This is a genomic window from Arthrobacter sp. K4-10C (assembly GCF_059090085.1).
Map to the genome: position 1 here is coordinate 232,771 of NZ_JBNHFI010000007.1, position 21,185 is coordinate 253,955.

General features: G+C 63.6%; 23 protein-coding genes and 2 pseudogenes. 12 read left to right on the forward strand and 13 right to left on the reverse strand.

Annotation, left to right across the window (positions count from 1 at the left end):
• Nucleotides 1-46: 46 nt before the first annotated feature.
• From AC5RUU_RS11900 to AC5RUU_RS11915, 4 genes are all read right to left on the reverse strand, one after another.
• On the reverse strand, nucleotides 47-595 hold the full coding sequence (locus tag AC5RUU_RS11900) for an AMIN-like domain-containing (lipo)protein (RefSeq protein ID WP_493975407.1): 549 nt from the start codon (nucleotides 593-595) through the stop codon (nucleotides 47-49).
• A 419-nt stretch (nucleotides 596-1,014) separates the two neighbouring features.
• Nucleotides 1,015-1,506: a cupin domain-containing protein gene (locus tag AC5RUU_RS11905; protein WP_493975408.1), complete on the reverse strand. Its 492-nt coding sequence runs from the start codon at nucleotides 1,504-1,506 to the stop codon at nucleotides 1,015-1,017.
• Between the two features lie 78 nt (nucleotides 1,507-1,584).
• Complete coding sequence (locus tag AC5RUU_RS11910; protein WP_493975409.1) at nucleotides 1,585-2,277, reverse strand: DUF4386 domain-containing protein; 693 nt, start codon at nucleotides 2,275-2,277, stop codon at nucleotides 1,585-1,587.
• 126 nt (nucleotides 2,278-2,403) lie between these two features.
• A complete protein-coding gene (locus tag AC5RUU_RS11915; RefSeq protein ID WP_493975410.1) occupies nucleotides 2,404-2,709 on the reverse strand; it encodes a hypothetical protein in 306 nt (101 codons plus the stop codon).
• 673 nt (nucleotides 2,710-3,382) lie between these two features.
• Between AC5RUU_RS11915 and AC5RUU_RS11920 the strand changes: the two genes are divergently transcribed.
• The 3 genes from AC5RUU_RS11920 to AC5RUU_RS11930 are packed head-to-tail and all read left to right on the forward strand — an operon-like array spanning nucleotide 3,383 to nucleotide 5,750.
• Nucleotides 3,383-3,622 carry a BatC protein gene (locus AC5RUU_RS11920; protein WP_493975411.1) on the forward strand — a complete coding sequence of 80 codons (240 nt, stop codon included), beginning with the start codon at nucleotides 3,383-3,385 and terminating at the stop codon, nucleotides 3,620-3,622.
• 3 nt (nucleotides 3,623-3,625) lie between these two features.
• A complete protein-coding gene (locus AC5RUU_RS11925) occupies nucleotides 3,626-4,831 on the forward strand; it encodes a cupin domain-containing protein (protein ID WP_493975412.1) in 1,206 nt (401 codons plus the stop codon).
• Nucleotides 4,832-4,853: 22 nt separating this feature from the next.
• Entirely contained in the window at nucleotides 4,854-5,750 is an 897-nt protein-coding gene (locus AC5RUU_RS11930) for a ferredoxin family protein (protein WP_493975413.1), read from the forward strand.
• Here the strand turns inward: AC5RUU_RS11930 and AC5RUU_RS11935 are convergent.
• Nucleotides 5,720-6,088 carry a hypothetical protein gene (locus AC5RUU_RS11935; protein ID WP_493975414.1) on the reverse strand — a complete coding sequence of 123 codons (369 nt, stop codon included), beginning with the start codon at nucleotides 6,086-6,088 and terminating at the stop codon, nucleotides 5,720-5,722. The two genes, AC5RUU_RS11930 and AC5RUU_RS11935, sit on opposite strands and share 31 nt — an antisense overlap.
• 7 nt (nucleotides 6,089-6,095) lie before the next feature.
• Between AC5RUU_RS11935 and AC5RUU_RS11940 the strand changes: the two genes are divergently transcribed.
• Complete coding sequence (locus tag AC5RUU_RS11940) at nucleotides 6,096-6,203, forward strand: SDR family oxidoreductase (protein WP_493975474.1); 108 nt, start codon at nucleotides 6,096-6,098, stop codon at nucleotides 6,201-6,203.
• A 498-nt stretch (nucleotides 6,204-6,701) separates the two neighbouring features.
• Here the strand turns inward: AC5RUU_RS11940 and AC5RUU_RS11945 are convergent, their stop codons facing one another.
• The 4 genes from AC5RUU_RS11945 to AC5RUU_RS11960 form a co-directional block, all read right to left on the reverse strand.
• A complete protein-coding gene (locus AC5RUU_RS11945) occupies nucleotides 6,702-7,742 on the reverse strand; it encodes a hemolysin family protein (RefSeq protein ID WP_493975415.1) in 1,041 nt (346 codons plus the stop codon).
• A complete protein-coding gene (locus AC5RUU_RS11950) occupies nucleotides 7,735-9,096 on the reverse strand; it encodes a hemolysin family protein (protein WP_493975416.1) in 1,362 nt (453 codons plus the stop codon). Before AC5RUU_RS11950 ends, AC5RUU_RS11945 begins: the two co-directional genes overlap by 8 nt.
• 210 nt (nucleotides 9,097-9,306) lie before the next feature.
• Nucleotides 9,307-9,960, reverse strand: coding sequence for a response regulator (locus AC5RUU_RS11955; RefSeq protein ID WP_493975417.1), 654 nt, complete (start codon nucleotides 9,958-9,960; stop codon nucleotides 9,307-9,309).
• 4 nt (nucleotides 9,961-9,964) lie between these two features.
• Nucleotides 9,965-10,984 (reverse strand): HAMP domain-containing sensor histidine kinase, encoded by a 1,020-nt coding sequence (locus AC5RUU_RS11960; RefSeq protein ID WP_493975418.1) that lies wholly within the window; start codon nucleotides 10,982-10,984, stop codon nucleotides 9,965-9,967.
• A gap of 419 nt (nucleotides 10,985-11,403) precedes the next feature.
• Between AC5RUU_RS11960 and AC5RUU_RS11965 the strand changes: the two genes are divergently transcribed.
• From AC5RUU_RS11965 to AC5RUU_RS11990, 6 genes and pseudogenes are all read left to right on the forward strand, one after another.
• The gene (locus tag AC5RUU_RS11965; RefSeq protein ID WP_493975419.1) at nucleotides 11,404-12,888 is read left to right on the forward strand and encodes a DUF1538 domain-containing protein; all 1,485 of its coding nucleotides are present in this window, start codon (nucleotides 11,404-11,406) and stop codon (nucleotides 12,886-12,888) included.
• Nucleotides 12,885-13,235, forward strand: a complete 351-nt coding sequence (locus tag AC5RUU_RS11970; protein WP_493975420.1) for a P-II family nitrogen regulator — start codon at nucleotides 12,885-12,887, stop codon at nucleotides 13,233-13,235. Before AC5RUU_RS11965 ends, AC5RUU_RS11970 begins: the two co-directional genes overlap by 4 nt.
• 29 nt (nucleotides 13,236-13,264) lie before the next feature.
• Nucleotides 13,265-13,654: a CBS domain-containing protein gene (locus AC5RUU_RS11975; protein ID WP_493975421.1), complete on the forward strand. Its 390-nt coding sequence runs from the start codon at nucleotides 13,265-13,267 to the stop codon at nucleotides 13,652-13,654.
• A gap of 71 nt (nucleotides 13,655-13,725) precedes the next feature.
• Nucleotides 13,726-14,094 (forward strand): annotated as a pseudogene (locus tag AC5RUU_RS11980) (Na+/H+ antiporter NhaA); the annotation flags it as partial.
• Between the two features lie 50 nt (nucleotides 14,095-14,144).
• Nucleotides 14,145-14,231, forward strand: a pseudogene (locus tag AC5RUU_RS11985) (Na+/H+ antiporter NhaA); the annotation flags it as partial.
• A gap of 77 nt (nucleotides 14,232-14,308) precedes the next feature.
• The gene (locus AC5RUU_RS11990; protein ID WP_493975475.1) at nucleotides 14,309-14,467 is read left to right on the forward strand and encodes a hypothetical protein; all 159 of its coding nucleotides are present in this window, start codon (nucleotides 14,309-14,311) and stop codon (nucleotides 14,465-14,467) included.
• Nucleotides 14,468-14,482: 15 nt separating this feature from the next.
• Here AC5RUU_RS11990 and AC5RUU_RS11995 read toward each other — a convergent pair whose 3' ends face one another.
• Nucleotides 14,483-15,895 (reverse strand): ferredoxin reductase, encoded by a 1,413-nt coding sequence (locus AC5RUU_RS11995; RefSeq protein WP_493975422.1) that lies wholly within the window; start codon nucleotides 15,893-15,895, stop codon nucleotides 14,483-14,485.
• Nucleotides 15,892-17,196 (reverse strand): aromatic ring-hydroxylating oxygenase subunit alpha, encoded by a 1,305-nt coding sequence (locus tag AC5RUU_RS12000; protein WP_493975423.1) that lies wholly within the window; start codon nucleotides 17,194-17,196, stop codon nucleotides 15,892-15,894. Before AC5RUU_RS12000 ends, AC5RUU_RS11995 begins: the two co-directional genes overlap by 4 nt.
• Before the next feature lie 161 nt (nucleotides 17,197-17,357).
• Between AC5RUU_RS12000 and AC5RUU_RS12005 the strand changes: the two genes are divergently transcribed.
• Nucleotides 17,358-18,290, forward strand: coding sequence for a LysR family transcriptional regulator (locus AC5RUU_RS12005; protein ID WP_493975424.1), 933 nt, complete (start codon nucleotides 17,358-17,360; stop codon nucleotides 18,288-18,290).
• 195 nt (nucleotides 18,291-18,485) lie between these two features.
• Nucleotides 18,486-18,842, forward strand: a complete 357-nt coding sequence (locus AC5RUU_RS12010) for a hypothetical protein (protein ID WP_493975425.1) — start codon at nucleotides 18,486-18,488, stop codon at nucleotides 18,840-18,842.
• Nucleotides 18,843-18,928: 86 nt separating this feature from the next.
• Here AC5RUU_RS12010 and AC5RUU_RS12015 read toward each other — a convergent pair whose 3' ends face one another.
• Together AC5RUU_RS12015 and AC5RUU_RS12020 are read right to left on the reverse strand one after the other, a co-directional pair.
• The gene (locus AC5RUU_RS12015; protein ID WP_493975426.1) at nucleotides 18,929-19,888 is read right to left on the reverse strand and encodes a 2-hydroxyacid dehydrogenase; all 960 of its coding nucleotides are present in this window, start codon (nucleotides 19,886-19,888) and stop codon (nucleotides 18,929-18,931) included.
• Nucleotides 19,885-21,084: a pyridoxal phosphate-dependent aminotransferase gene (locus tag AC5RUU_RS12020; protein ID WP_493975427.1), complete on the reverse strand. Its 1,200-nt coding sequence runs from the start codon at nucleotides 21,082-21,084 to the stop codon at nucleotides 19,885-19,887. Before AC5RUU_RS12020 ends, AC5RUU_RS12015 begins: the two co-directional genes overlap by 4 nt.
• Nucleotides 21,085-21,185: the final 101 nt, after the last annotated feature.

Consider the following 21,185-nt stretch of genomic DNA (forward strand, 5'->3'; position numbering starts at 1 on the left):
GGTGCCGCACGCCGGATTAGGGGCGTGCGGCACCTTCTCGATTCCGTCACCAGAAGTGGGCAACGTCCACTATCAGCCGGGAACCGGACCCTGGCCCCTCTAGGGTGAAGACCCGGAAGGGCAGTCGGGCGCGAACGCCCAGGCCGATGCTGGTGGAACCCTCGAAGCTTCCGGCGTAAACCACTTGCCGGAAGGTCTGGTATCCGGCCACGTTGGACAGCTCAGCCTTTGCGGCCGGGTTGTAGGTGAGCTTGCCGTTGCCGTCATATGAGGGTGCGTTCACGGTAACCTGCAGACGTGCCTTGCCGTACACCGGGATCGTGAAGCCGGAGCCGTCCTGGATAATCTCCGGAACGTACCCGACGGTGTAGCCCGTTACCGGACCATTGAGGTCAACCACCATCCGGTCGAAGCAGGATTGTTGCCCTGTCCGGACGTTGGTGACGGAGGCGGTGCTCATCTCAGGCGCGGATTTAGCCTGAGATCCCCATTCGAGACCGCAATACGATGTGGCTGCCGAGGCGGGCCCCGGCGCCACGATGCCCAGCCCGAGGGCCGCCAGGAGCGCCGTGAGCCAGAGGAGGAGTTTCTTCATTGGTGCCATCCAAGGGGAGTGGTGTGGTGCGGTTGGACAGCTCAAGATTAAGGAGTGCCAAGCCCCCAAAACGAGGGTTGTTGCCGCTTCGGGGCGGAACCGTAAAGAACACCGCATCGGGGTCACGCGCCAGTAAACCCGGGGGTTAGTTATCGGCCGATTTAACCGTTTCGGTGCCGTTTTTGAACCGCGCCGTTATGCCTGATAACGGCGCTAGGCCGTCGCCGTTGCCGCTTCAGCCTCCCGAGGGGTTCTCTACGGGGGTGCCGTCGGGATCTGCCGTGATGGCGCGGAGTCTTCGACGCAATCCCACCACAGATTGGGGTGTGTTCTCAGGGGCAGGGCAGAACCGTGCCCCCCATGGTGCTGGCAAAACTGGGCTCGAACGACCAGCGACCTTGTCCCTTAGAGGACTTGCCCTAGACCACCAGCCCGTGCCGCTCGACCAGCGGCATGGTTGCCTCGAAGTCCACCTCGGCCCCGTACTCGGCTGCGAGGGCTGGGAGTGTCTCGGGGGAGTATTCGCCGCCTGGCTCGGCTAGTCTGCGGAACAGGGCCTCGATGCCGCCTGGAACGATGATCTCTAGGACGCGGAGTTCGTCGTCGCCGGCATTCCAGAAGGTGTGCCAGCGTCCCCGTGGTTTCGAAACCAAATCGCCCGCCGTGGCAGTGATCTCGATGCCCTCCTCGATTACCCCGAGCGTGCCGGTCAGCACGAACGTGTACTCATCTTCGCGGCTGTGCCGGTGCATCGGGGCTGCCAGCATCTTTGGGCCGAGCACGTGTTCGACCAGGGCCACCCGGCCGGAGGAAGCTGCGCTCTCAAGAAGGTAGCGGTCCAAAAATCCAAGTTCTCCAGTGACGTCGCCTTCGCCTGCGCGGACAACGTGAGGGCCAGCCTGTGTGTCCATACGGTCATGATAGGACTGCGGCCTCCGGGTGGGTACTCAAAACAGGATGGGACTGCGGCGACTAAAGCGCCGGGTTACTTAGCCTGCGGCAATTCCGGCAAGGACGGGCGAGGGCTTGAAGCCCCTGAACGTCAGGTACAGCCCCAGGGACAATTCCCATAGGAAGATGGGCAGGGTCGCAGCCGCTGACAGGACGGAAACCTGGCTGTTGATACCGAACATGGTCGTGATGGCTGATATGAGCAGCAGCGGGGCTCCGACCAGTCCCAGGATGGGGATGATGCGCGGTACAAGCCTCGACCGGAACAAAAGGTAACCCAGCAGCAGCGCGTTGAGGGCCGGGATAGTGCCGGGGCCCAGGAGGAACGTCCAGTCCCGGACTGCCACAAGTGCCTGGCCGGCGCTGACCAGTAAGTGTGGGTCTGCCCCGGCAGCTCCTGTCTGCCGCATTGTCACCACCGCCAGCAGGCTGACGACCCCGATGGCGATGACTGCAGCCTCGAACACGCGTGCGGTGACAAAGCCGAGCGCCAGGCTCTCGTTCTGCCGCTTTACTACGGGGAACAGGGCCACGGCAGTGCCCACGCAGGCGAAGGCATTGATCAGGTCAAGCAGGCAGCCCCAGATCACACTGGTGTCATTGCCGGCGCTGACGACGTAGTTCGGGTCGTTTAATACAGGCCCCAGAAGGAAGACGGCGGGGATGGAACTGGCGAAGGTAACGAGGTAGAACACTCCCGCGATCAGCGCGGTCTTCCTGACTGCATCCAAAGCGACTCGTTTCGTGGGATGGTTCTTGCATTTGGCCACAGCCTAGCCCCCCAGAGGCATGAGCGTGGACTCTCGGGCGGGTTCTGTAGATTGCATGCGCAGTTTCGGATGGATGGGGCGCATTCCTCACGTTGCCAGCGGCCTGTCAGTCACGTCGCCAGGGTGGTGTCGTAAGCAGAGCGTTCCGTGCGACCCGCCCAACAGACAGTAGGGTTTCAGGCCTTGCTGCAGCGTGGTATCGGTGGGCTGGGTGGCGATGATGGCTATGTGGTGTTCGACGGCGGTCGCTTTGGCTGCTGCCTGGCTGGTGATTGGGAGGGTGATCCGGTCGGACGGTTCGACGACGCCGCCGCGGTAGACGAAGAGTCCGTCCCTGAAGGTGATGCCCTGTGCGGCGAGGACTCCAGTGAGCGCGGGCGATTGTGCCGGCATGGGGTCTGGCCTGGCCAGGACTGGCGGCTTCGCTGGTGCAGACGTCGAAGAGGTTTTCCTGTGGCCAGAAGCCGAGGGTGTGCCCGATGAAGCTGAGGACATCTGATGGTGGTGTGGTCGTGAGCTTTTCCATAACCCCTGTTCCTTCACCCTTTGTTTTGGCGCGTTTTCGGCGGTTGTTGGTTGTGGGCGTCGTACTGGTAGGGGACCACCCGCTGGGTGGAGGGGCCGAGTGAAACTTGGGGGGCTGGCGCGCAGCGTCCTGGTGGCGTTGGAGGACCCGCCCAGCGTTGCTCAGAAAGTTCGGAGTAGGTGTCAAAATCTGAGCGGTACAACGTTCGATCAGCACCGTTGGCATCACGAGCGTCCCGTGTATAACCACCGGCTCCCCGCACCACAGTTCACTTGTTTGCTCAGCCTTTCAACGTCCGACGTGACGGCGTGTTAGCTGATGCCGATGGCAAGCGTGGACCGACCTTGGACTCCGCGCCGGGCAGCCGAATAGGACTGTCCCAGTTCTGAATCTATCTAAGTTGTAAAAAGAGGGTTGTTCCCAGGGCTGGGCCCCTGCCGTTAAGGTGATCACGGGCGGTGCCGATGAAGGATCGCCCGGGTGGGTGATCAGGTGCCGGTAACGGAGCTGATCCTAGCAATTCGATTCTCGGGAGGAAGCATGACCAGTCCAGAGCAGGATCCAAACCAGCAGGAAGGCCCCGCGGACGGTGGCGCGGCCGGCGTCCCCGGCAAGCATGATGGGGGTGCCGACGGAGGAGCTGACAGCGGTGCCGACGGGGGAGCTGACAGCGGTGCCGACGGGGGAGCTGACAGCGGTGCCGACGGGGGAGCTGACAGCGGTGCCGACGGGGGAGCTGACGGAGGAGCCGATGGGGGAGCCGCGGAACGGGGCATCTGAACTTTGAGCACCACCCGCACGGACTTTCAGGACCCCGACGCCTGGGAAAGCCGCGGGGTCCTGGAGGCACGCCTGATAAAGATTGGGCGTGAGAGGTTCGCCGACGACGTCTGGGGGCGCACGGCGCTGCTCACGCGTGGCGCAAGCGACTTCTCCGATCTGTTCTCTGCCGAGGCCGTCGACGAACTGGTCTCGCGCCGCGGACTGCGCACGCCTTTTCTCCGCGTTGCCAAGGGTGGCTCTACATTTCCCGACTCGTCATTCACGTCCTCCGCCGGCGTTGGCGCCACCATCTCTGACCAGCTCGACGACACAGCGCTTTGGCGCAAATTCGCGGACGGTGCCACGCTCGTGCTGCAGGCACTGCACCGCACATGGGAGCCTGTCACGGACTTCAGCAGCAGGCTAAGCACCGAGCTCGGACATCCGGTGCAGGCCAACGCCTACATCACGCCGCCTCAGAACCGTGGGTTCGACGATCACTACGACGTGCACGACGTCTTCGTCCTGCAGATCGAGGGGACAAAGCGCTGGATCATCCATGAGCCGGTCCACCCGGACCCGTTGCGTGATCAACCCTGGACCGATCGCCGTTCCACCGTGGCCGAGGCCGCGAAAGGCGAGGCCTATCTCAACACGGTGCTTGAGCCAGGTGATGTCCTTTACCTGCCGCGCGGCTGGTTGCATGCCGCCCGGGCCCAGGGCGAGGTCTCCATCCACCTCACGCTTGGAATCCACAGTTGGACCCGCTACGCATTGGCCGAACAGCTCGCCCAGGCCGCGCTCGCAGAGCTGTCCAACGATCCCGAGATGCGCCGTACATTGCCATTGGGCGTCGACGGACCAAACGGGGAAATCGACGTCGTCCGTGGGCGGCTCGCCGCTGCTGTCGCTGAGGCTGAAACCAGTTCTTTGTTCCACCGCACCCGGCGAGGACAGGGCCGACCGGCACCGCTGGGACCGCTGGCCCAGCTCGCGGCTGTCGACGGCCTAAACCCCGAGTCTGTGGTCCGGCTTCGCGATGCATTGGAAGCACGGCTAGAGGGATTGCGCCTTACCACGCGCGTCGGTTGGCTCGACTTCCCAGCGACCGATCTGCCTTCTGTAACGCGCCTGCTCGACGGGGAGATTCACACCGCGAGCGATCTCGGCGTCGAACTCGTTGAAAGACTGTTGCGCGCGGGGGTCCTCGTTCCCGTTGAACAGTGATCTAGACAGTGACTTCGCCACAGTGGCGGCCACCGAGCGCTTCTTCTGCTCCGAAGGCGCCCGGTTGCGCGGCGACCCGATTGCAGGCACAGCGTCGCACGGCGTCGTCTGGGTCCTCATCGAGTACCGGGGCGGGTGGCCTCTCAATGGCTTCGAAGGGCTTGATCTCGAGCCTGAGACCAAAGCACTCGTGCTCTCCGCCGCGAAGGCGGCGCGGGCGCGGGTGCTGCTGGTGAGACGGCCCGGCCCCCGCCGCCGCGAGGGTCTGAGCCATTGGGCAGTACTGCACCATGAGGATTCGGGCGCCTATCGCCAGCAATGGGGAACGTGGGGCAAGGATGAGGATCTGGCGGAGATCGCCAGGGCCCTCAGCCTCCCCGGAACGCTCGGTTATCCGCCGGTTATCCTGGTCTGCACTCACAGTCAACATGACCAATGCTGTGCCGTGTGGGGACGGCCCGTTGGACGTGCGCTGAGTGAGCGATGGCCGGAGCTGGTGTGGGAATGTTCGCATGTAGGCGGTGACAGGTTCGCAGCCAACGTCGTGGTTGCACCCGACGGTGTCTATTACGGAAATCTGGACGTGGAGTCGTCCGTCGCCACGATCGAAGAACACCTCGCGGGCCGCATCCACGCGGAGTATTTGCGCGGATACACGGATCTATTCCCAGCACAGCAGACCGCTGTCGGGGCCACGCTCAGGCGTTTCGGCCCGGCAGGCCGGAATGACTACAGGGTGGTCGAGACCTCCCGCAACGGTGATCATTGGCGGATCCGCATCACGGGATCCCCTCCTCACCCGGCGCGTATCGACATCGAACTGCGTGCTCACCCCGGCCCGCGATGCCGGTTAACCTGCCGCGGACCAGCGACGAGCTCGGCCATGGTCTATGAGCTCATTTCCATCCGCGAAAAATAAAGGACGGGTTTACCGAAGGCAATACCTTTATCGGGGATTTTGTTTTTATCGTGTTTACAAAGCTTGTGGTGGCGTCCCTCTGACGCTGGTGCGCGGGCTGTTGCCTGGCCGCCGCGGTGGCCTATTCTGGCCTTGGCCGGTGCGACGGTGACACGACGGCCCTTGCTGCCAGTTTCCGGGAGCGTGAAGTAGACGATGAGACTGAGGGAGACAATGGCGATCATGTAATACGCAACGAACATGGGCTGTCCGGCGCCGACAAATGCGGCGGCGATCAGTGGTGCGGTCAGGCCCTGACGCGGCCGCCAACCGCGCCAAGCGGGCGGCACAACTGCCAATGCGCCGATTGCCGAACCCGAGGAAGTCGCCCGCGCCTTCCTATTCCTCGCCGATCCGGGCAACCGCTACATCACCGGGGTAACACTCGACGTGGCAGGCGGAGCACATCTATGAATGGGGACCCTGAACCGCCCCAGATGAAATTGATGTAGCTGACAACCCCCATAGCCGCGCGCATCATCGAACAACTGCATCCGCAACTGCACCGCATCCTCTATCGCAAGATCACTGGTCCCATCCGGGCAACCTCATCACGGGCCTCTTCGACGCCAACGAACTGGCCAATTATGAACGCTTCTCCCGTCCAGTCTCTTGACTGGCAGGAGGCAAGTCTCACAACCAACGAAGCCGTTCTCTTGGGCAAATCCCATGCATGATGTGGGGTCCTTACCAGGGGGAGTACCCCTAACGTTCCTTGGACTCGACACGACCTAGCGGACAGATATCGCCACTCCCCGCCCTGATCTTCTCCACCGTATTCACGCCTAGGCGCTCGTTCCCACCGGCGAGGTGCTCATCGGAAAGTCCGTCGCCACCAGGTATCGATCGAAGGCGGAAGGCGCTCCTCCAACCAACACGAGGGGCGCCCTTCCGTAGAAGACGGGTGTTCCGTCATGTGCTGGTGGCGTCCTGCACTTCGCCTACGAGTTCTTGGATGATGTCCTCAAGGAAGAGAACGCCGGTGGTGTTGCCGTTGGCGTCGAACACGCGGGCCACGTGGGCTCCCGTGCGGCGCATCGTGGCCAGTGCGTCCTCAAGTTCGCTGCCGCTGAAGGCGGACGCGAGCCGGCGGATCCGCTTGGCCGGAACGGGTCGGGCGAACTTCTCCGGTGTCACCAGGTCCATCACATCCTTCAGGTGCAGGTAGCCTGACGGGACGCCGTCGTCATCGGTGAGGATGTACCGGGAGTAGCCGTGCTCACCAACGGCGCGCTGGATGTCTGCCGGTGTCGCTGAGGAGGGCAGGAGCACCATCTCGCTGATGGGGACCTCGACGTCGGCCACGGTTTTGGCCGTGAATTCGAAGGCGGCGGTCAGGGTTCCGGTGGTGTCGGTCAGCATGCCGTCGCGGGTGGACTGCTCGACGATGTTCGCGACCTCGTCCAGGGTGTAGGCGCTGGTGGCCTCGTCCTTTGGTTCCACCTTGAACAGGCGGAGGATGGAGTTGGCGATGCCGTTCAGGGTCCAGATCACGGGCTTGAAGATGCGCGCCACCATGACCAGCGGCGGTGCCAGGATCAGCGCCGCCCGGGTGGGGACGGAGAAGGAGATGTTCTTTGGGACCATCTCGCCCAGGACCACGTGCAGGAAGGTCACCAGCAGCAGCGCTGTGACGAACGCGATGATGCTGATCGCTTCGTAGGAGAGGGACGTCAGGCCCAGCGGAATTTCCAGAAGGTGGTGGATTGCCGGTTCGGAGACGTTCAGGATCACCAGCGAACAGACGGTGATGCCCAGTTGGCTGGTGGCCAGCATCAGGGTCGCGTGTTCCATCGCCCACAGGGTGGTCTTCGCGGCCTTGCTGCCGGCCTCGGCCTTCGGCTCGATCTGCGAGCGGCGGGCGGAGATGACGGCGAACTCGGCACCCACAAAGAACGCGTTAACCACCAGGAGCACCACCAGCCAAACGATGCCGGGCAGGTATTCACTCATGGGTCAGCTCCTTCGTGAGGTCGTCAATGAGGCGGTCATGCGGGTTCTTGGGCGCTCCCTGTGACTCGTCCGGTGTGAAGCGGATCCGTTCGACGCGCGTTCCCAGGACCCGCTCGACCCGGAGCGTGCCGCCGTCAATTTTCACTTCATCGCCGAGTTCCGGGATGCGGTCCAAGTCGTCCGAGACGAAGCCGGCGATGGTGTCGTAGTCCTCGCCGTCGGGAACGGCGATGCCCGTGCGGTCCAGTAGCTCGTCCGGCCGCATTGAGGCGTCGAACGTGAGGGAGCGGCCCACCCGGACCACGCCCACGCGCGCCCGGTCGTGTTCGTCTTCGAGCTCGCCCACGATCTCTTCCACCAGGTCCTCAAGGGTCACGATGCCGGCGGTGCCGCCGTGCTCGTCAGACACGATCGCTACTTGGAGGCCTTGTTTGCGCAGCAGGATCAGCAGCGAATCGACGCCCATGGACTCGGGCACCCGCAGGGGCTCGATCATCAGGTCTGCTGCCGTCACAGTCTCGCGCTCCTCCAGTGCCACCGCGAAGGCCTGTTTGACGTGCAGGACTCCCAGGACGTCGTCGCGGTCTTCGCCAATGACGGGAAACCGGGAGTAGCCGGTAGTCCTGGCCAGGGCCAGGACCTGCTCCGCGGTGTCATCGCTGTTGACGGCGGTCATCCGCACCCGCGGTGTCATGACGTCCGCGGCGGAGTGTTCGGAGAAGCGCAGGGTGCGGTGCAACAGCACGGCGTGGTCGGCGTCCAGGACGCCTTCCAACGCCGAGCGCCGCACCAGGGAACTAAGTTCCTCGGCGCTGCGGGCACCGGAGAGCTCTTCCTTGGGTTCAATACCGAAGGACCGGATGATCGCGTTCGCCGTGTTGTTGAACAGCAGGATCACCGGCTTGAACACGGCGGTGAAGAGTGCCTGGAACGGCACCACCACCTTCGCAGTGGCGAGCGGCAGGGCCAGGGCGAAGTTCTTGGGCACCAGTTCGCCGATCACCATCGAGAAAATGGTGGCGAGGATAATTCCGACGACGGAACCCACCGGGGGCACGGCACCTTCAGGGAGTCCGGCGGCCAGCAGGGGACCGCCGAGCATCCGGCTGATGGCCGGCTCGAACGTGTAGCCGGTCAACAACGTGGTGAGCGTGATGCCCAGTTGCGCGCCGGACAGGTGGGTCGAAGTGATTTTGAGGGCCTTGATGGTGGGCCCAAGGCGCTTTTCGCCGCGCGCCTGCCGGGATTCAAGGTCGCCGCGGTCCAAGTTGACCAACGCGAATTCGGAAGCAACAAAGAAACCGGTACCGACTGTCAGGACAAGGCCGATGCCGAGCATGATCCATTCATACATTCGGGCGCCCCTCTCCCGTGATGACCGGCGAACCGGCCAGAAGGTGGAGGGGCCAGGGCATATGTGAAGGAGGGTCATCCATAATGCACATCATCCTATCTGCCCGACCAGCACAGTTCAGGGCACTATGCCCACAGCGCAGCCTCCACGCAGTTGCTCCTGCCTCGCATGCCCACCGTGAAGTGATTTCCCGGATATGGTCGGGACCTCTCAGGGCTCGATGAGCCCGGTGCGGATGGCAAACCTTGTGAGGTCCAGCCGGTCCCGCAATCCCAGCTTCTGCAGGACATTTGCCCGGTGGCGATCGACGGTCTTTACGCTGATCCTGAGGACTTCGGCTATCTCCCTTGCGGTGTTTCCCTCCGCGATTAGCTTTGTGATCTGCTCCTCGCGGGGCGTGAGGATGCTGTTCGGAATCCGGTCGCCGCGGCGGTCGCGCTCGAGATAGTCGCGGATGAGTGCGGTGACTGCGCCGGGGTAGAGGAACGACTCGCCGCGCATCGCTGCTCGGCACGCCTCGATGAGGTCGCGGTCGGCGACCGACTTGAGCACATAACCCGAGGCCCCGGCGCGCAGTGCCTCGAAGAAGTACTGCTCGTTGTCGTACATCGACAGGATGAGGATCCGCACGTCGGGTGCGCTCCGCGATATCTGCCGTGCCGCCTGGAGACCGGTCATCTGGGGCATGGCAATGTCGAGGACCGCGAGGTCCACCCCGCCGGCGGTCGCGGCGGTGACGGCGTCGGCGCCGTCGGCCGCCTCAGCTACGACCGTGAGGTCGGGTTCGGCGTCGAGGATCATGCGAAGGCCGCGGCGGACCAGGGCGTGGTCGTCGGCGAGCAGGATGCGGGTGGGTTCGCCCATCGGTTCAACTCCTCGCTTCGACTCTTGGCACGACGAGTCGAACGTCGGTCCCCCCGCCCGGTCGCGCGTTGATCGTCAGTTCGGCACCGATGAGCAGGGCACGTTCGCGCATCCCGCGAATGCCCGCGCCCTCCCGGAGGTCGCCGCCCTGTCCGTCGTCGAGAATCCGCAGGGTCAGCCCCTTCGTCGTCGAGGTGAGCGCGAAATCGACCCGTGTGGCGTGCGCGTGCCGGGCGACATTGGTGAGTGCCTCCTGCGCAATGCGGTATAGCACCAGCTCGATTTCCCCGCTGAGTTCGGGGAGTTCGTCATCGATCTCCCAGGTCACCGGGATCCCGCTTGAGCGGGAGAACTCCGTGCCCAGGGAGGTCAGCGCGCTCTGCAGGCCGAGGTCCGCGAGCACGCCCGGGCGCAGGCGTTGCGCCACCTGTCGGACCTCCTCCAGGCTTGAGCGGACCGCATCCTGGGCGATAAGGCTCTCCTCGCGCAGATCGTCGGGAGCTCGGTCGACGACTCGTTTGAGGCTGAGGAGGGCGACGGTCAGGCTCTGGCCGATCTGGTCGTGCAGTTCCCGCGAGATCCGCTGGCGTTCTCCCTCCTGCGCGGCCAGCGCGAGGGCGCTGCTCGCGCTGTTCTCTGCCTCCAGCCGATCGAGCATCTCATTGAAGGTGCGGATAAGGTGCTTCAGGTCGCCGTTGCCGGCCTCGGTCGCCCGATCGCCCCCGCGCCGCAGTAGTCCCACGCGGCGCATCACTGTCGTCAACGCGTCCAACGGCGCCAGGCTTGCCCGGACCAGGGCGGCGTTCGCGGCGAGGATGAGAGCCAGTCCTACGAGCAGGACCGGTACCTCGGTGAGCAGGACGGGAGAGGACACCGTCGCCGGCGAAAGCGCCAACACGAGCGTGCCGATGGCAAAGAGCAATCCGTTGATGATGAACAGTCGCCAGAACAGCAACTGTGCCGGTCCCTTCGGAGGCAGGCCGGCGTTCGCGCCAACAGCCTTGGTTTCGAGCGGAGTCCGCATCCGACTAGCCTTACGCGGCGCGCGTCCTTTGTCCATGAGGGCTGGCACCCATGGGCGCGGAGTCCCGGGCCTGCGGCGCACCGGAAATGGGTGTCAGGCCCAATGGCACCTTCCTGACCGCCGCTGGAGACTGGATTTACCCCGAGAACCGACGGAACGGAGGGCCCAATGGAGAGCACTCACTTCACTGTGCCTGGCGCGGGGGTGCTGCACGACTGCCAGACCCGCGACGGTCAGCAATTCCGCATCCTCGTCGCTTGAACGCCGGGTCGCCCGGCTCGCAGGGAGCCGGAGATGATGACCGTGGACCCGCGTGTGTCGTCGATTCACACCCGAGACTCGGTTGGTAAATGCGATTGGGCTGGACCGGCGGACTGAAAAAGCCAGGTACTCGCAGGATCTTTCCCGGAGAGGACCCGATGGATCACCTCAGCCGATTCGCCCGCGAATTCCTTAAGGCGCTCAGGAACCTTCTGCCCATCGTTATCGTCGTAGCTCTATTCCAATTGCTGGTGTTCCGCTCCATGCCCGATGATCCGCTGGTACTGATGGCGGGGCTCCTGATCGTGGCTGTGGGCATTGCCCTGTTCCTATATGGCCTGGATCTGAGTATCTTCCCTGTCGGTAAGAACCTGGCTAACCAGTTCGTCCGGAGCGGGGCCCTGGGGTTGTTGCTGCCCTTTGGGTTTGCCATTGGCTTCGCTGCCTCTGTCGCGGAGCCGGCGGTGATCGCTATCGCCGAGCAGGCCCAAGTGGTCAGTGATGGACGGATCAATGGGCTGGTGCTGCGCGTCGTCATCGCTGTGTCGGTGGGGCTGGTCTTGATCCTGGGCGTCCTGCGTGTCCTTCGGGGTTGGGCGGTGTACAAGCTGCTGATAGCCGGCTACGCGATGGCGCTGGGACTGACGTATATCGCCCCGCCGGAGATCATTGGTCTTGCCTACGATTCGGGCGGGGTTACCACCAACATCGTCAGTGTCCCGCTGATCGCGGCGATCGGTCTCGGCCTGGCAAACTCCATCAGGGGACGCAGCCTGCTCGCCGATGGCTTCGGCCTGGTGGCGCTGTGCGTGATGGTGCCAATGATCGGCGTCCAGCTTTACGGCATCTGGGTCTACACCTTCGGTGATGCCGGGAATACTCCGCCGGTCACCGGCACCGGGGAGGACCCAACGGATTGGGTAGTCGGCATGATCCTTGGCCTCGCCTCAATGATCCGGGAGGTCCTGCCCATTGTCGCGGTGGTCCTCTTCTTCCAATGGGTCGCCCTGCGGCGCAGGCTGCCCCACCCGCTGCGGGTCGTCATCGGCTTCATCATGGTCCTGGTAGGACTCTATGCCTTCGTCGTGGGACTCAAACTCGGGCTGTTCCCACTCGGCACGCTAATGGCGGAGCAGCTGATCGCGCAGGGAGTGCCGGCCCTGATCCTGCTGTTCGCGCTGCTCATCGGATTTGCGGTCACCATGGCCGAACCTGCCTTGGTGGCCATCGGAGAACAGGCCGAGGACGCATCTCCGGGCAAGATCAGCGCATTCGTCGTCCGGGTAATTGTCGCCGTCGGTGTAGCCCTAGGGATAGCGTTCGGTGTCTACCGCATTCTGGTGGGAGGGCCGTTCCACTACTTCATCATGGCCGCCTACGCCGTCGCTATCGTGCTCGTGTTCTTCGCCCCGAAGTACATCATTGCGCTGGCCTTCGACCTCGGCGGAGTGACGACGTCGGAGGTCACCGTGCCGCTGGTAACCGCCCTCGGGATCGGCCTTGCTGCCTCCGTGGAGGGCAGGGACGTGCTGATCGACGGGTTTGGCCTGATCGCGTATGCCTCCATTTTCCCCGTCATCTCCGTCATCGTGTATGCCATGGTGATGGAGAGATTTCCGCGCCCAAGGAGGGAACCGGCATGAAATTCACAGCAGTCATCGTGATCGCCCCGGACGAGCTTGAAGACAAGGTGATCGAACACGCCCAGCGGGCCGGCGCCACAGGTGTGACCATCCTGCCGGGCAAGGGCATCGGGGGCAAAGCCAGGAAGACGTTTTTCGGGCTCACCTTCGAAGGGACTCAGTCCGTGCTGCTGATGGTCGTGGGGACACACCTGACCGCGCCGATCCTGAAGGAACTTCACTCGATATTGGTTCAGGGAACGGAATCCCGTGGCCTGGCCTTCGCGATCCCCATCGAACACCTGACAGGGATTGATATGCGCCAGGTGGTCAGATTCGAGGAGCATCTGCGCCGCGAAGGCGCCTAGCCGGTCCAGCACTTTACAAGGAGGAAGAGATGCTCACTGTCAAAGATGTCATGGTCCCAGAGGTCGTCACGATCTCCCCTTACAGCACCCTGCGGGAGGCGCTGTCCATGATGAAGGAGCGCCAGGTGAAGAGCCTGGTGGTGGAACGGCAGCACGCCCACGACGCCTACGGCATGCTGAGCTACAGGGAACTTCTGGACACCGTTGTCGCGCAGGAAGGGGATGTGGACCTCCTGAACGTCTATGATGCAGCCACGATCCCTGCAATCACCGTCAACGAGGACCTGTCCGTCCGCCAGGCCGCGGCCCTGATGAGCCGCTACCACCTCAGCCGGCTCGTCGTGGTGGAAGGCAATCAGCTCGTCGGGCTGCTCGCCATGAATGACATCCTCGCCCGGCTCATGGAGGAACTAACGTGACATTCACCGGGCCGTGCTGACCGGGACGACGGCACGGGGCTTTTTGTCGGGACAACCCGAGGACGCACCGAATGGACCAGAACTCACCGGATGCCCGCCCCCGCTTCTTCCTGTTCGGAGGAGGAAGTTCTGCTGAGGTGCTGCGCATCGGTTCTATCCTGCGCAAAGAGACTGTCGGCGGTGCGCTGCTGGTGGCGGCAGCGGTCATCGCGCTGATCTGGGCAAACTCCCCGCTGTCTGCCGGTTACTTCCAGCTGCGGGATATCCGGGTCGGATACGGGCCGTGGCATCTGGAGCTCAGCCTGGGCGAGTAGGCGTCGGACGGTCTGCTGGCCATCTTCTTCTTCCTTGTCGGCCTTGAACTTAAGCGGGAGTTCCTGATCGGGGATCTGCGCGAGCCCAGCAAGTCGGTCGTTCCGGTTGCCGCTGCCGCCGGTGGGGCCTGCCCGGGGCACTGCGGATTTTCCTCCTGACACTCGCCGTGGTTGATATGACCGTCGGGATCATCATCGCCTTGGTCGTGGGCAAACCAATCGGGATCCTAGGAGCCGTCTGGCTCCTTACCAAGGCCACCCGGGCAAGACTGGACCGCTCCATCGAATGGATCGATATTTTCGGGGGTTCGCTCGGCGGGATTGATTCACCGTTTCCCTGCTGGTCGCGGAGCTCAGCTTCGGCCACGGCGGCAACTACGGTGACCAGGCGACGACAGGGGTCCTGGCGGCATCCCTCAGCGCCTCACTGCTGGCTGCTGCGGTCCTGCTGCCCAGGAACCGGCACCACCCGCGGAGGCACGGATGCTGTCCGGCCTAGAGCAGTTGGGAGCGGCTAGGCATCTATCACCAGATCGGTCCGCGCCGTGGAGCAGCAGGGCAGGAACTTGCCTGCATCGATTTCCCGTGCCCGGATGCCGCCCTGGTGGTTCATCTCGATCTCGCCGGACAGTTTGACGACCTTGCAGGAGCCGCACATGCCTTCCTTGCAGTTCGCGCCGATCCTGACGCCCGCACGCTGGGCCACCCCGAGGATGTGTTCGGCGGGGTCGATGCGCACATTGATGCCAGTGCGCATGAAGGACAGGGTGAGGCTTCCCGTTCCGACCGTGTCGAAGCTCGAGGCATCAGGGGACATGGCCTCCGGCCCGACGTCCGGACCGCCGTCGGAGGCTTCGGAGGGGGCGTCCACGTCGATGGTTTCCAGCGGCAGCCCCGTGGCCTTCAGGGGTCCCTCGGCGTCGTAACCGGGCTCGTAGAGTCCGAACGCTGTGGGCTGGCTTTCGTAGTAGTCCTCGGCAGAATCTGCGATTTCCTCGGCGATTTCCTCTGCAATGTCCACTGCAAGCGCGATCTCCGCCTGGTATTCAAGGAGTGTCTGGCGGTCTCCCGAGAAGAATTCCATGTTGATGGAGGTATCGTCGACGCCGACCTTCCCCAGGAGCTCGGTGGCGGTGTTCAGGTACCCCTCGGGGCCGCAGGCATAGACCTGGCGGCCGTTGGCATCGGGAGCAACCTCGTCGAGCATGGCCGCCGTCAGCCTTCCGCTGAGCCATTCCCACCCTTCGGGCTTACTGCGGTCGCCCAGGGCGTAGAAGACCTTGACTCGCGAGTCCACCGAGGCGATGTAGGCCAGCTCCTGGTGGAAGGCATATCCTCCGGCCTCAGCTCCGTGGTAGAGCACCACGACATCGGCTTGTCCGGGCAAGGAGTGGATGGTCCGCACCATCGACATGATGGGGGTGATGCCTGCGCCGGCGGCCAGCAAGAGGTACCGTGCTCGCCGGTCGGCGTCAGGCAGGTGGAACGCCCCGACCGGTCCGAGCATCTCCAGGACGGTGCCGGGTTTGACGTTCTGGTGCACCCATGGTGAGACCAGTCCCGTGGGGTCGCGTTTGACGGTGATGTTGAAGGTCCACGGCTGCGTGGGCGAGCTGGACAGCGAGTAGCTGCGGTCCACCGGATCCTGGTCCTCGCCGTTCACCGGAAAGGCGACGTTCACGTACTGGCCCGCACGGAACGCCAGGGGCGCACCGTCGCAGCGGCGGAACACGAACGTCATCATGCCGCCCGCTTCGGGAACGGTCTCGACGCATTCCGCCATGAACTCCTGCGGATGCCACGGACCTAGTGCGTGGGCGGCGCGGGCGGGTCCCTCGCTGCTGCCCATCACCCTGTTCCACGGCATCTCAAGACCGCGAATGCGCTGTGGTTCCTGGATTGCCGTTTCGGTGCCGAGTTCAATCATGCCAAGTGCTCCTGGACACGCTGCACGTACCAGTTGATGAATGCTTCGACCTGGTATTCGCTCTTCATGTACGGGCCGGGTTCGTAAGCGGGGCTGCTGGCGCCCTTCTGGCACAGCTCCACGAACGCCTTGTCCTGCAGATTTGTCTGCTTCCAGGTGTAGGTGAGTTTCTCCAGATCGTAATCGACGCCTTCCTCTGCGTCGTCAGCCACCAGCCAGGTGGTGCGTACCAGTGTCTGGTGTTCGTTGACGGGGAAGACGGCGAACGTGATGACGTGGTCCCCGAGGAAATGGAACCAGCTGTTGGGCTGCAGGTGCATCGAGCAGCGGCCAAGGCGGAAGTCCCGCAGGTCACCGAGCAGCTTCTTGGAAAGCCTGCGACCGTCGGGCGAGAACGATTCGCCTTCACCGTCAAGAGATTCCCGTGAAATGCGGATTCCCGCTATACGCGTGTCAAGCTCCTCAATGACCTCATAGGGAAGGCCATAGCGCCTGCAACGCTCCTCGAGCGATGACTGCGCTTCCTTGTTGCGGTCCCACACTTCCTCGAGATGGGGCGGGACCAAGCCCTCCGTCAGGCCCCAGGTGGGAAAGAGAGAACAGGCGAGCTCCGGGTGGCCGTCGCAGTGGTAGCACTCACGGTTGTTCTCCATGACGAGCTTCCAGTTGCCCTCCTCGATGATGTTCTGCTGGTAGGCGATTTTCGTCTTCGCCAGATCGTGGGGCGCGAGGTAAGGCTCGAAGATCTTTCCGGTTTCGTCAAAATCCGCCGGCGGTTCATCCGCAATGCAGACGAAGATGAGTCCGGCATACACGCGGCTGTGGGCGCGCTTGAGGCCGAAGCAGCCCTTGTCGAACTTCGTTTCCCCCGGTGCCGAGGCATGGATTAGGTCGCCGTTGGGGGAGTAGGTCCAGGAGTGATAGCCGCAGACAAGGTTTCCCGTTGACCCCGCGGGTTCGGTAAGGACGCGGGCGCCGCGGTGGCGGCACACATTGTGCAGGACGTTCACGCCGCCGTCGTCGTTGCGCAGCACGATCAGCGAGTAGGGCCCGTAGTCGACGGTGACGTAGTCGCCCGGCTCCGGGAGCTCGGCGATGCTGGCGGCAAAAATCCAGTGCTTGCCAAAAATGGCCTGCATGTCGACGTTGAAAATCGTCGGATCGGTGTAGAAGGGTGCATCGAGGGAATATCCCGCGCGGCGGAAATGGAACAACTCGGAGATCTCCGCCAACTGCTCTGCAGGCAATGATGAAGCGAGTTTTCCGCGGGCGTTGAGGGACAAGTTCACTGGAACGGACATGGGTTTCCTCCCGGGGGGCCTGGGTAGTGTGCAATGCGTTGGGACCACGGGTGGGTGGGTGCAACTGAGCGATGTTGAAAAGGTTTGTAGTCATGAGATTAGGCACATGGGAACTGCAATAAAAGCGCAACATTCAGAAGATAACCCTGCACAATAGGTGCATGATAGATCCAAGGCTCCTCACGCTTCGGGTGTTTGCCCGTTGCGGCACCATAGGCGCGACCGCGGAGCTCACAGGTTATTCCCCCTCTGCCGTCTCCGCGCAACTGCGGGAGCTCCAGCGCGTGCTTGGGATGCAGCTGCTGACGAAGGACGGCCGGGGTGTGCGGCTGACCGCCACGGGCCGCTTTCTCGTGGCGGGCTCGGACAACCTCATTGCCGAATGGGAGAGCCTGCGCGCCGCAGCCATGGAGGCCGGCGACCAGGTGCAGTCCCATTTTGGCCTCGGCGGATTCTCCACTGCAGCCGCCCAGTTGCTCGCGCCGCTGGCCGCGACGCTGCGCTCAAAACGCCCCCTGCTGGAGGTGCAGGTACTCGAGGCCAACCCGGCCCGCTGCTTCGACTTGTTGGTTGCCGAGCGAATCGACCTCGCGGTCATCGTCGCCATGCAGTCCGACACCTCTGTTGAGGATGATCTGCGCTTCGAGCAGACCGTTCTGCTCGATGATCCCCTGGACGTGATCATCCCTTCCGACCACCCGTTGGCATCGCGGGAAACGGTGACGCTCGAAGAGCTGGCATCGGAACCCTGGATCACCGAGGCTCCAGGCTCCACCTACCATTCCCTGTTCACTGCGGCGTTCACGGCAGTCGGGGTGACGCCGCGGATTGCCCATGAGGCCGTTGAGTGGGAAACCCAGATCGCCTTCGTTGGTGCCGGCCTGGGCGTGGGCCTCCTGCCGCGACTGGCACCCCTGCATAGTGCAGAAAACGTGGTTCGACTGCGCATTACCGGCAAGGGGAAGCCCGCGCGCCGTATTGTCGCTGCGGTGCGCAGGGGCAGCATCGCATCGCCCCTGATCCAGGAGTCGCTCGGCATCCTGCAGGTCCGCGCCAACCGGATCCTCGCCGCCCGACCCGAAGACGATCTCTGAAATCGCAGGGTCGCAATTCCCTTGCCGACGGGCCGACTTTACAGTGTTCTATCCATCGATGAGCCGGTCCCGTTCATGAGCGGAGACCTGTGACGGTGTACGCCCTGATGTTCTGACATCGGATTAACTCCACGGGTCGCCTCGGCCTGAATAATGACGAATCAGGGAAAGCGGGACTCCCACTAAGCTCTAAACATGGAGGTTCGAGATTCTCCCGGAGATGCGACCAAGGACATCAATCAGGAACTTGCTCAGCGGCGCGGCTGGATTTTGACAGTCGCCGTCGGATTCGCCCTGCAGATCCTGAGCTTCGTTATCGGGCTGAAGACCGTAGGGCCGCTGTGCGGCAGCCCTCTGCTCCCGCACAGCCACGCAGCTGAAATGGCCGATTCACAGATGCAGACTACCGGGTTGGCCGCAGAGTGCTACCGGAACATCGACTCCGCTGCGGTGCCTGTCTGGATTTTGATGGCGCTGGGAATCAGCCTGGTCCTGACGGGAGTCGCCGTCAGAATAGTTGGTATCCGCCGGTCAGTTGACAGGTCCGGCTAAGCCGACGGAGACTCGGGCACAACGAGTACGGGCCTCATCCTTTGGACGGGGCCCGTACTCGTTTTGTTCTGGTGTGCCCGTCGCCACTAGCCGATCGGAGTGGGTGGCCGCTGACCCCGGAGCACGGCGAGTGTGTTGTCGGCGGCGAGCACTGCCATGGCGGTGCGCGTCTCCACGGTTGCCGAGCCGAGGTGCGGCACGAGTGTCACGTTCTCCAGGTCGAGCAATTCGGGGTGCACCTGGGGCTCGTGTTCGAAGACGTCGAGCCCGGCACCTGCGATGACGCCATCGCGAAGCGCCGCGGCGAGGGCCGCTTCGTCGATGATTGGTCCCCGTGCAGTGTTGACGACGTATGTTGAGCTCTTCATCGCTGCGAGCTGCTCGGCGCCGATCAGATGGTGTGTTGCGGCTCCGTAGGGGCAGTGCAGCGAAACGACATCGGAAACAGTCAGCAACTCGTCGAGGTCGACCCGGCGGGCGCCCAGTTCCGCGGCGACCGTGGGATCGATCTCGCTGCGGGACTGGTAAACGATGTCCATGCCGAAGGCCTTGGCCCGGCGCGCCGTCGCCTGGCCGATGCCGCCCATGCCCACGACACCGAGGGTCTTGCCCTGCAGGCTGCTGCCGAGCAGGAAGAACATGCCCCACTTCCACGCCTGGCCGGCGCGGATGAGCCGTTCGCCCTCACCGAGCCGGCGGGTGGCCATGAGGATGAGCCCGAACGCGATGTCGGCCGTCGCCTCGGTCAGCACGCCGGGTGTGTTGGTGGCGACGATACCCCGTCCTGTGCAGGCCGGCACGTCGATGTTGTCATACCCGACAGCGACGTTGGAGACGACCTTGAGCTGCGGGCCTGCCGCGTCGAGCAGCTCACCGTCGATGCGTTCGGTGAGTAGGCTCACGATGGCATCGGCGCCGGCCACCCGGCGCAGGAGCTCGTCGCGGCCAATGGACTCGGGGCCGGTCCAGGCATCAACCTCGTGTTCGGCCCGAAGCCTTTCGAGCGCGTCCTCGGGAACCCGCCCTGTGACGACTACCCGGCTCATGCCGTCTCGATCCACTCGCGCAGGCGTCCGAGGCCGTCTCGGATATCAGCCACCTCGATGCCTGAGTACGCAAGCCGGATGTACTGCCGCTCCTCGCCGGGCAGGCGCCGGCCGAAGTGCTCGCGCGTGCAGAAGGAGACACCCGTCTTGTACAGGGCATCCGTGGCGAAGTCGCCGACTGCCGAGTAACCCATGCGCTCCATGGCCTCCGTGACGTCGGGGAACAGGTAGAACGTCGACTGTGGCACGGCGACGTGCACGCCGGGGATGGCATTTACGAGTTCGCAGGCCGTGTCCCGGCGCTTCTGCAGGGTGTCAAGCATCTGCTGCACAGATTCCTGGGGGCCACGGAGTGCCTCGACGCCGGCCCACTGCACGTAGTGCGTGGTGCAGGACTCGTCGTTGGTGTTGAGCGTGCTGAGCACCTGGGCGATCTCGGGCGGGGCGACAGCGCAGCCGAGGCGGGATCCGGTCATGGCGAACTTCTTGCTGAACGTGTAGAGGATGACCGTGCGCTCGGCCATGCCGGGAAGCGCGGCGATCGAGCTGGACACCCCTTCATACCGGGTCTCGAAGTAGGCCTCGTCGGAGAGTACCCAGAGGTCATGTTCGATTGCGAGCTGTGCGATGGCCTCCCGCTCTGCTGCAGTCGATTCGGCTGAGATGGGGTTCTGCAAGTCGTTGTAGATGATGGCTACCGTGTTGGGCGTGATCGACGAGCGAATCTGCTCGAGGTCGATGGCGAAGCCCGTGCTCGTGGGGACGTACCGGTACGGCACAGCGGAGCCGCCCAAGTACTCGATCTGCGATTCATAGATGGGGAATCCGGGATTGGGATAAAGCACTTCCTGGCCGGGGTTCATGACCGCCTGCAGGAACTTCGTGATCACCGGTTTGCCGCCCGTCATCACCACCACGTTGTCGGGGGAAAACTTGATACCGCGGCGCGAACCGATGTCGTCGGCGAGGGCTTCGCGCAGCTGCGGAATGCCCGGGCCGGGGCAATAGCCAGTGTGGCCGTCCGCGATCGCGCGGTTCATCGCTTCAACGATGTTCGGTGCGGTGGGAATGTTGATATCCCCGAGATGGAAGGGGTACACCAGATTCCCCTTCGCCTTCCAGGCGGCGGCTGCTTGTGCGACGCTGAAGGCCGTTTCGGTGCCTAGGCGCTCGAGCCGGTTCGCTAGTTGCTGCATGCTGTTCACTCCTCATTGAGTTGACGATCATTTCCTCAGGCGAGCTGAGATCCAGAGCTAATATACACGGGAGGTGGAACTAATATATCAGGTGGGCGGCA

Coding starts and splice junctions, on each gene's coding strand:
- AC5RUU_RS11900 (WP_493975407.1), bottom strand. CDS start 595: ATGAAGAAACTCCTCCTCTGGCTCACGGCGCTCCTGGCGGCCCTCGGG.
- AC5RUU_RS11905 (WP_493975408.1), bottom strand. CDS start 1,506: ATGGACACACAGGCTGGCCCTCACGTTGTCCGCGCAGGCGAAGGCGAC.
- AC5RUU_RS11915 (WP_493975410.1), bottom strand. CDS start 2,709: ATGCCGGCACAATCGCCCGCGCTCACTGGAGTCCTCGCCGCACAGGGC.
- AC5RUU_RS11920 (WP_493975411.1), top strand. CDS start 3,383: ATGACCAGTCCAGAGCAGGATCCAAACCAGCAGGAAGGCCCCGCGGAC.
- AC5RUU_RS11945 (WP_493975415.1), bottom strand. CDS start 7,742: ATGAGTGAATACCTGCCCGGCATCGTTTGGCTGGTGGTGCTCCTGGTG.
- AC5RUU_RS11950 (WP_493975416.1), bottom strand. CDS start 9,096: ATGTATGAATGGATCATGCTCGGCATCGGCCTTGTCCTGACAGTCGGT.
- AC5RUU_RS11955 (WP_493975417.1), bottom strand. CDS start 9,960: ATGGGCGAACCCACCCGCATCCTGCTCGCCGACGACCACGCCCTGGTC.
- AC5RUU_RS11960 (WP_493975418.1), bottom strand. CDS start 10,984: ATGCGGACTCCGCTCGAAACCAAGGCTGTTGGCGCGAACGCCGGCCTG.
- AC5RUU_RS11965 (WP_493975419.1), top strand. CDS start 11,404: ATGGATCACCTCAGCCGATTCGCCCGCGAATTCCTTAAGGCGCTCAGG.
- AC5RUU_RS11970 (WP_493975420.1), top strand. CDS start 12,885: ATGAAATTCACAGCAGTCATCGTGATCGCCCCGGACGAGCTTGAAGAC.
- AC5RUU_RS11975 (WP_493975421.1), top strand. CDS start 13,265: ATGCTCACTGTCAAAGATGTCATGGTCCCAGAGGTCGTCACGATCTCC.
- AC5RUU_RS11995 (WP_493975422.1), bottom strand. CDS start 15,895: ATGATTGAACTCGGCACCGAAACGGCAATCCAGGAACCACAGCGCATT.
- AC5RUU_RS12000 (WP_493975423.1), bottom strand. CDS start 17,196: ATGTCCGTTCCAGTGAACTTGTCCCTCAACGCCCGCGGAAAACTCGCT.
- AC5RUU_RS12005 (WP_493975424.1), top strand. CDS start 17,358: ATGATAGATCCAAGGCTCCTCACGCTTCGGGTGTTTGCCCGTTGCGGC.
- AC5RUU_RS12010 (WP_493975425.1), top strand. CDS start 18,486: ATGGAGGTTCGAGATTCTCCCGGAGATGCGACCAAGGACATCAATCAG.
- AC5RUU_RS12015 (WP_493975426.1), bottom strand. CDS start 19,888: ATGAGCCGGGTAGTCGTCACAGGGCGGGTTCCCGAGGACGCGCTCGAA.
- AC5RUU_RS12020 (WP_493975427.1), bottom strand. CDS start 21,084: ATGCAGCAACTAGCGAACCGGCTCGAGCGCCTAGGCACCGAAACGGCC.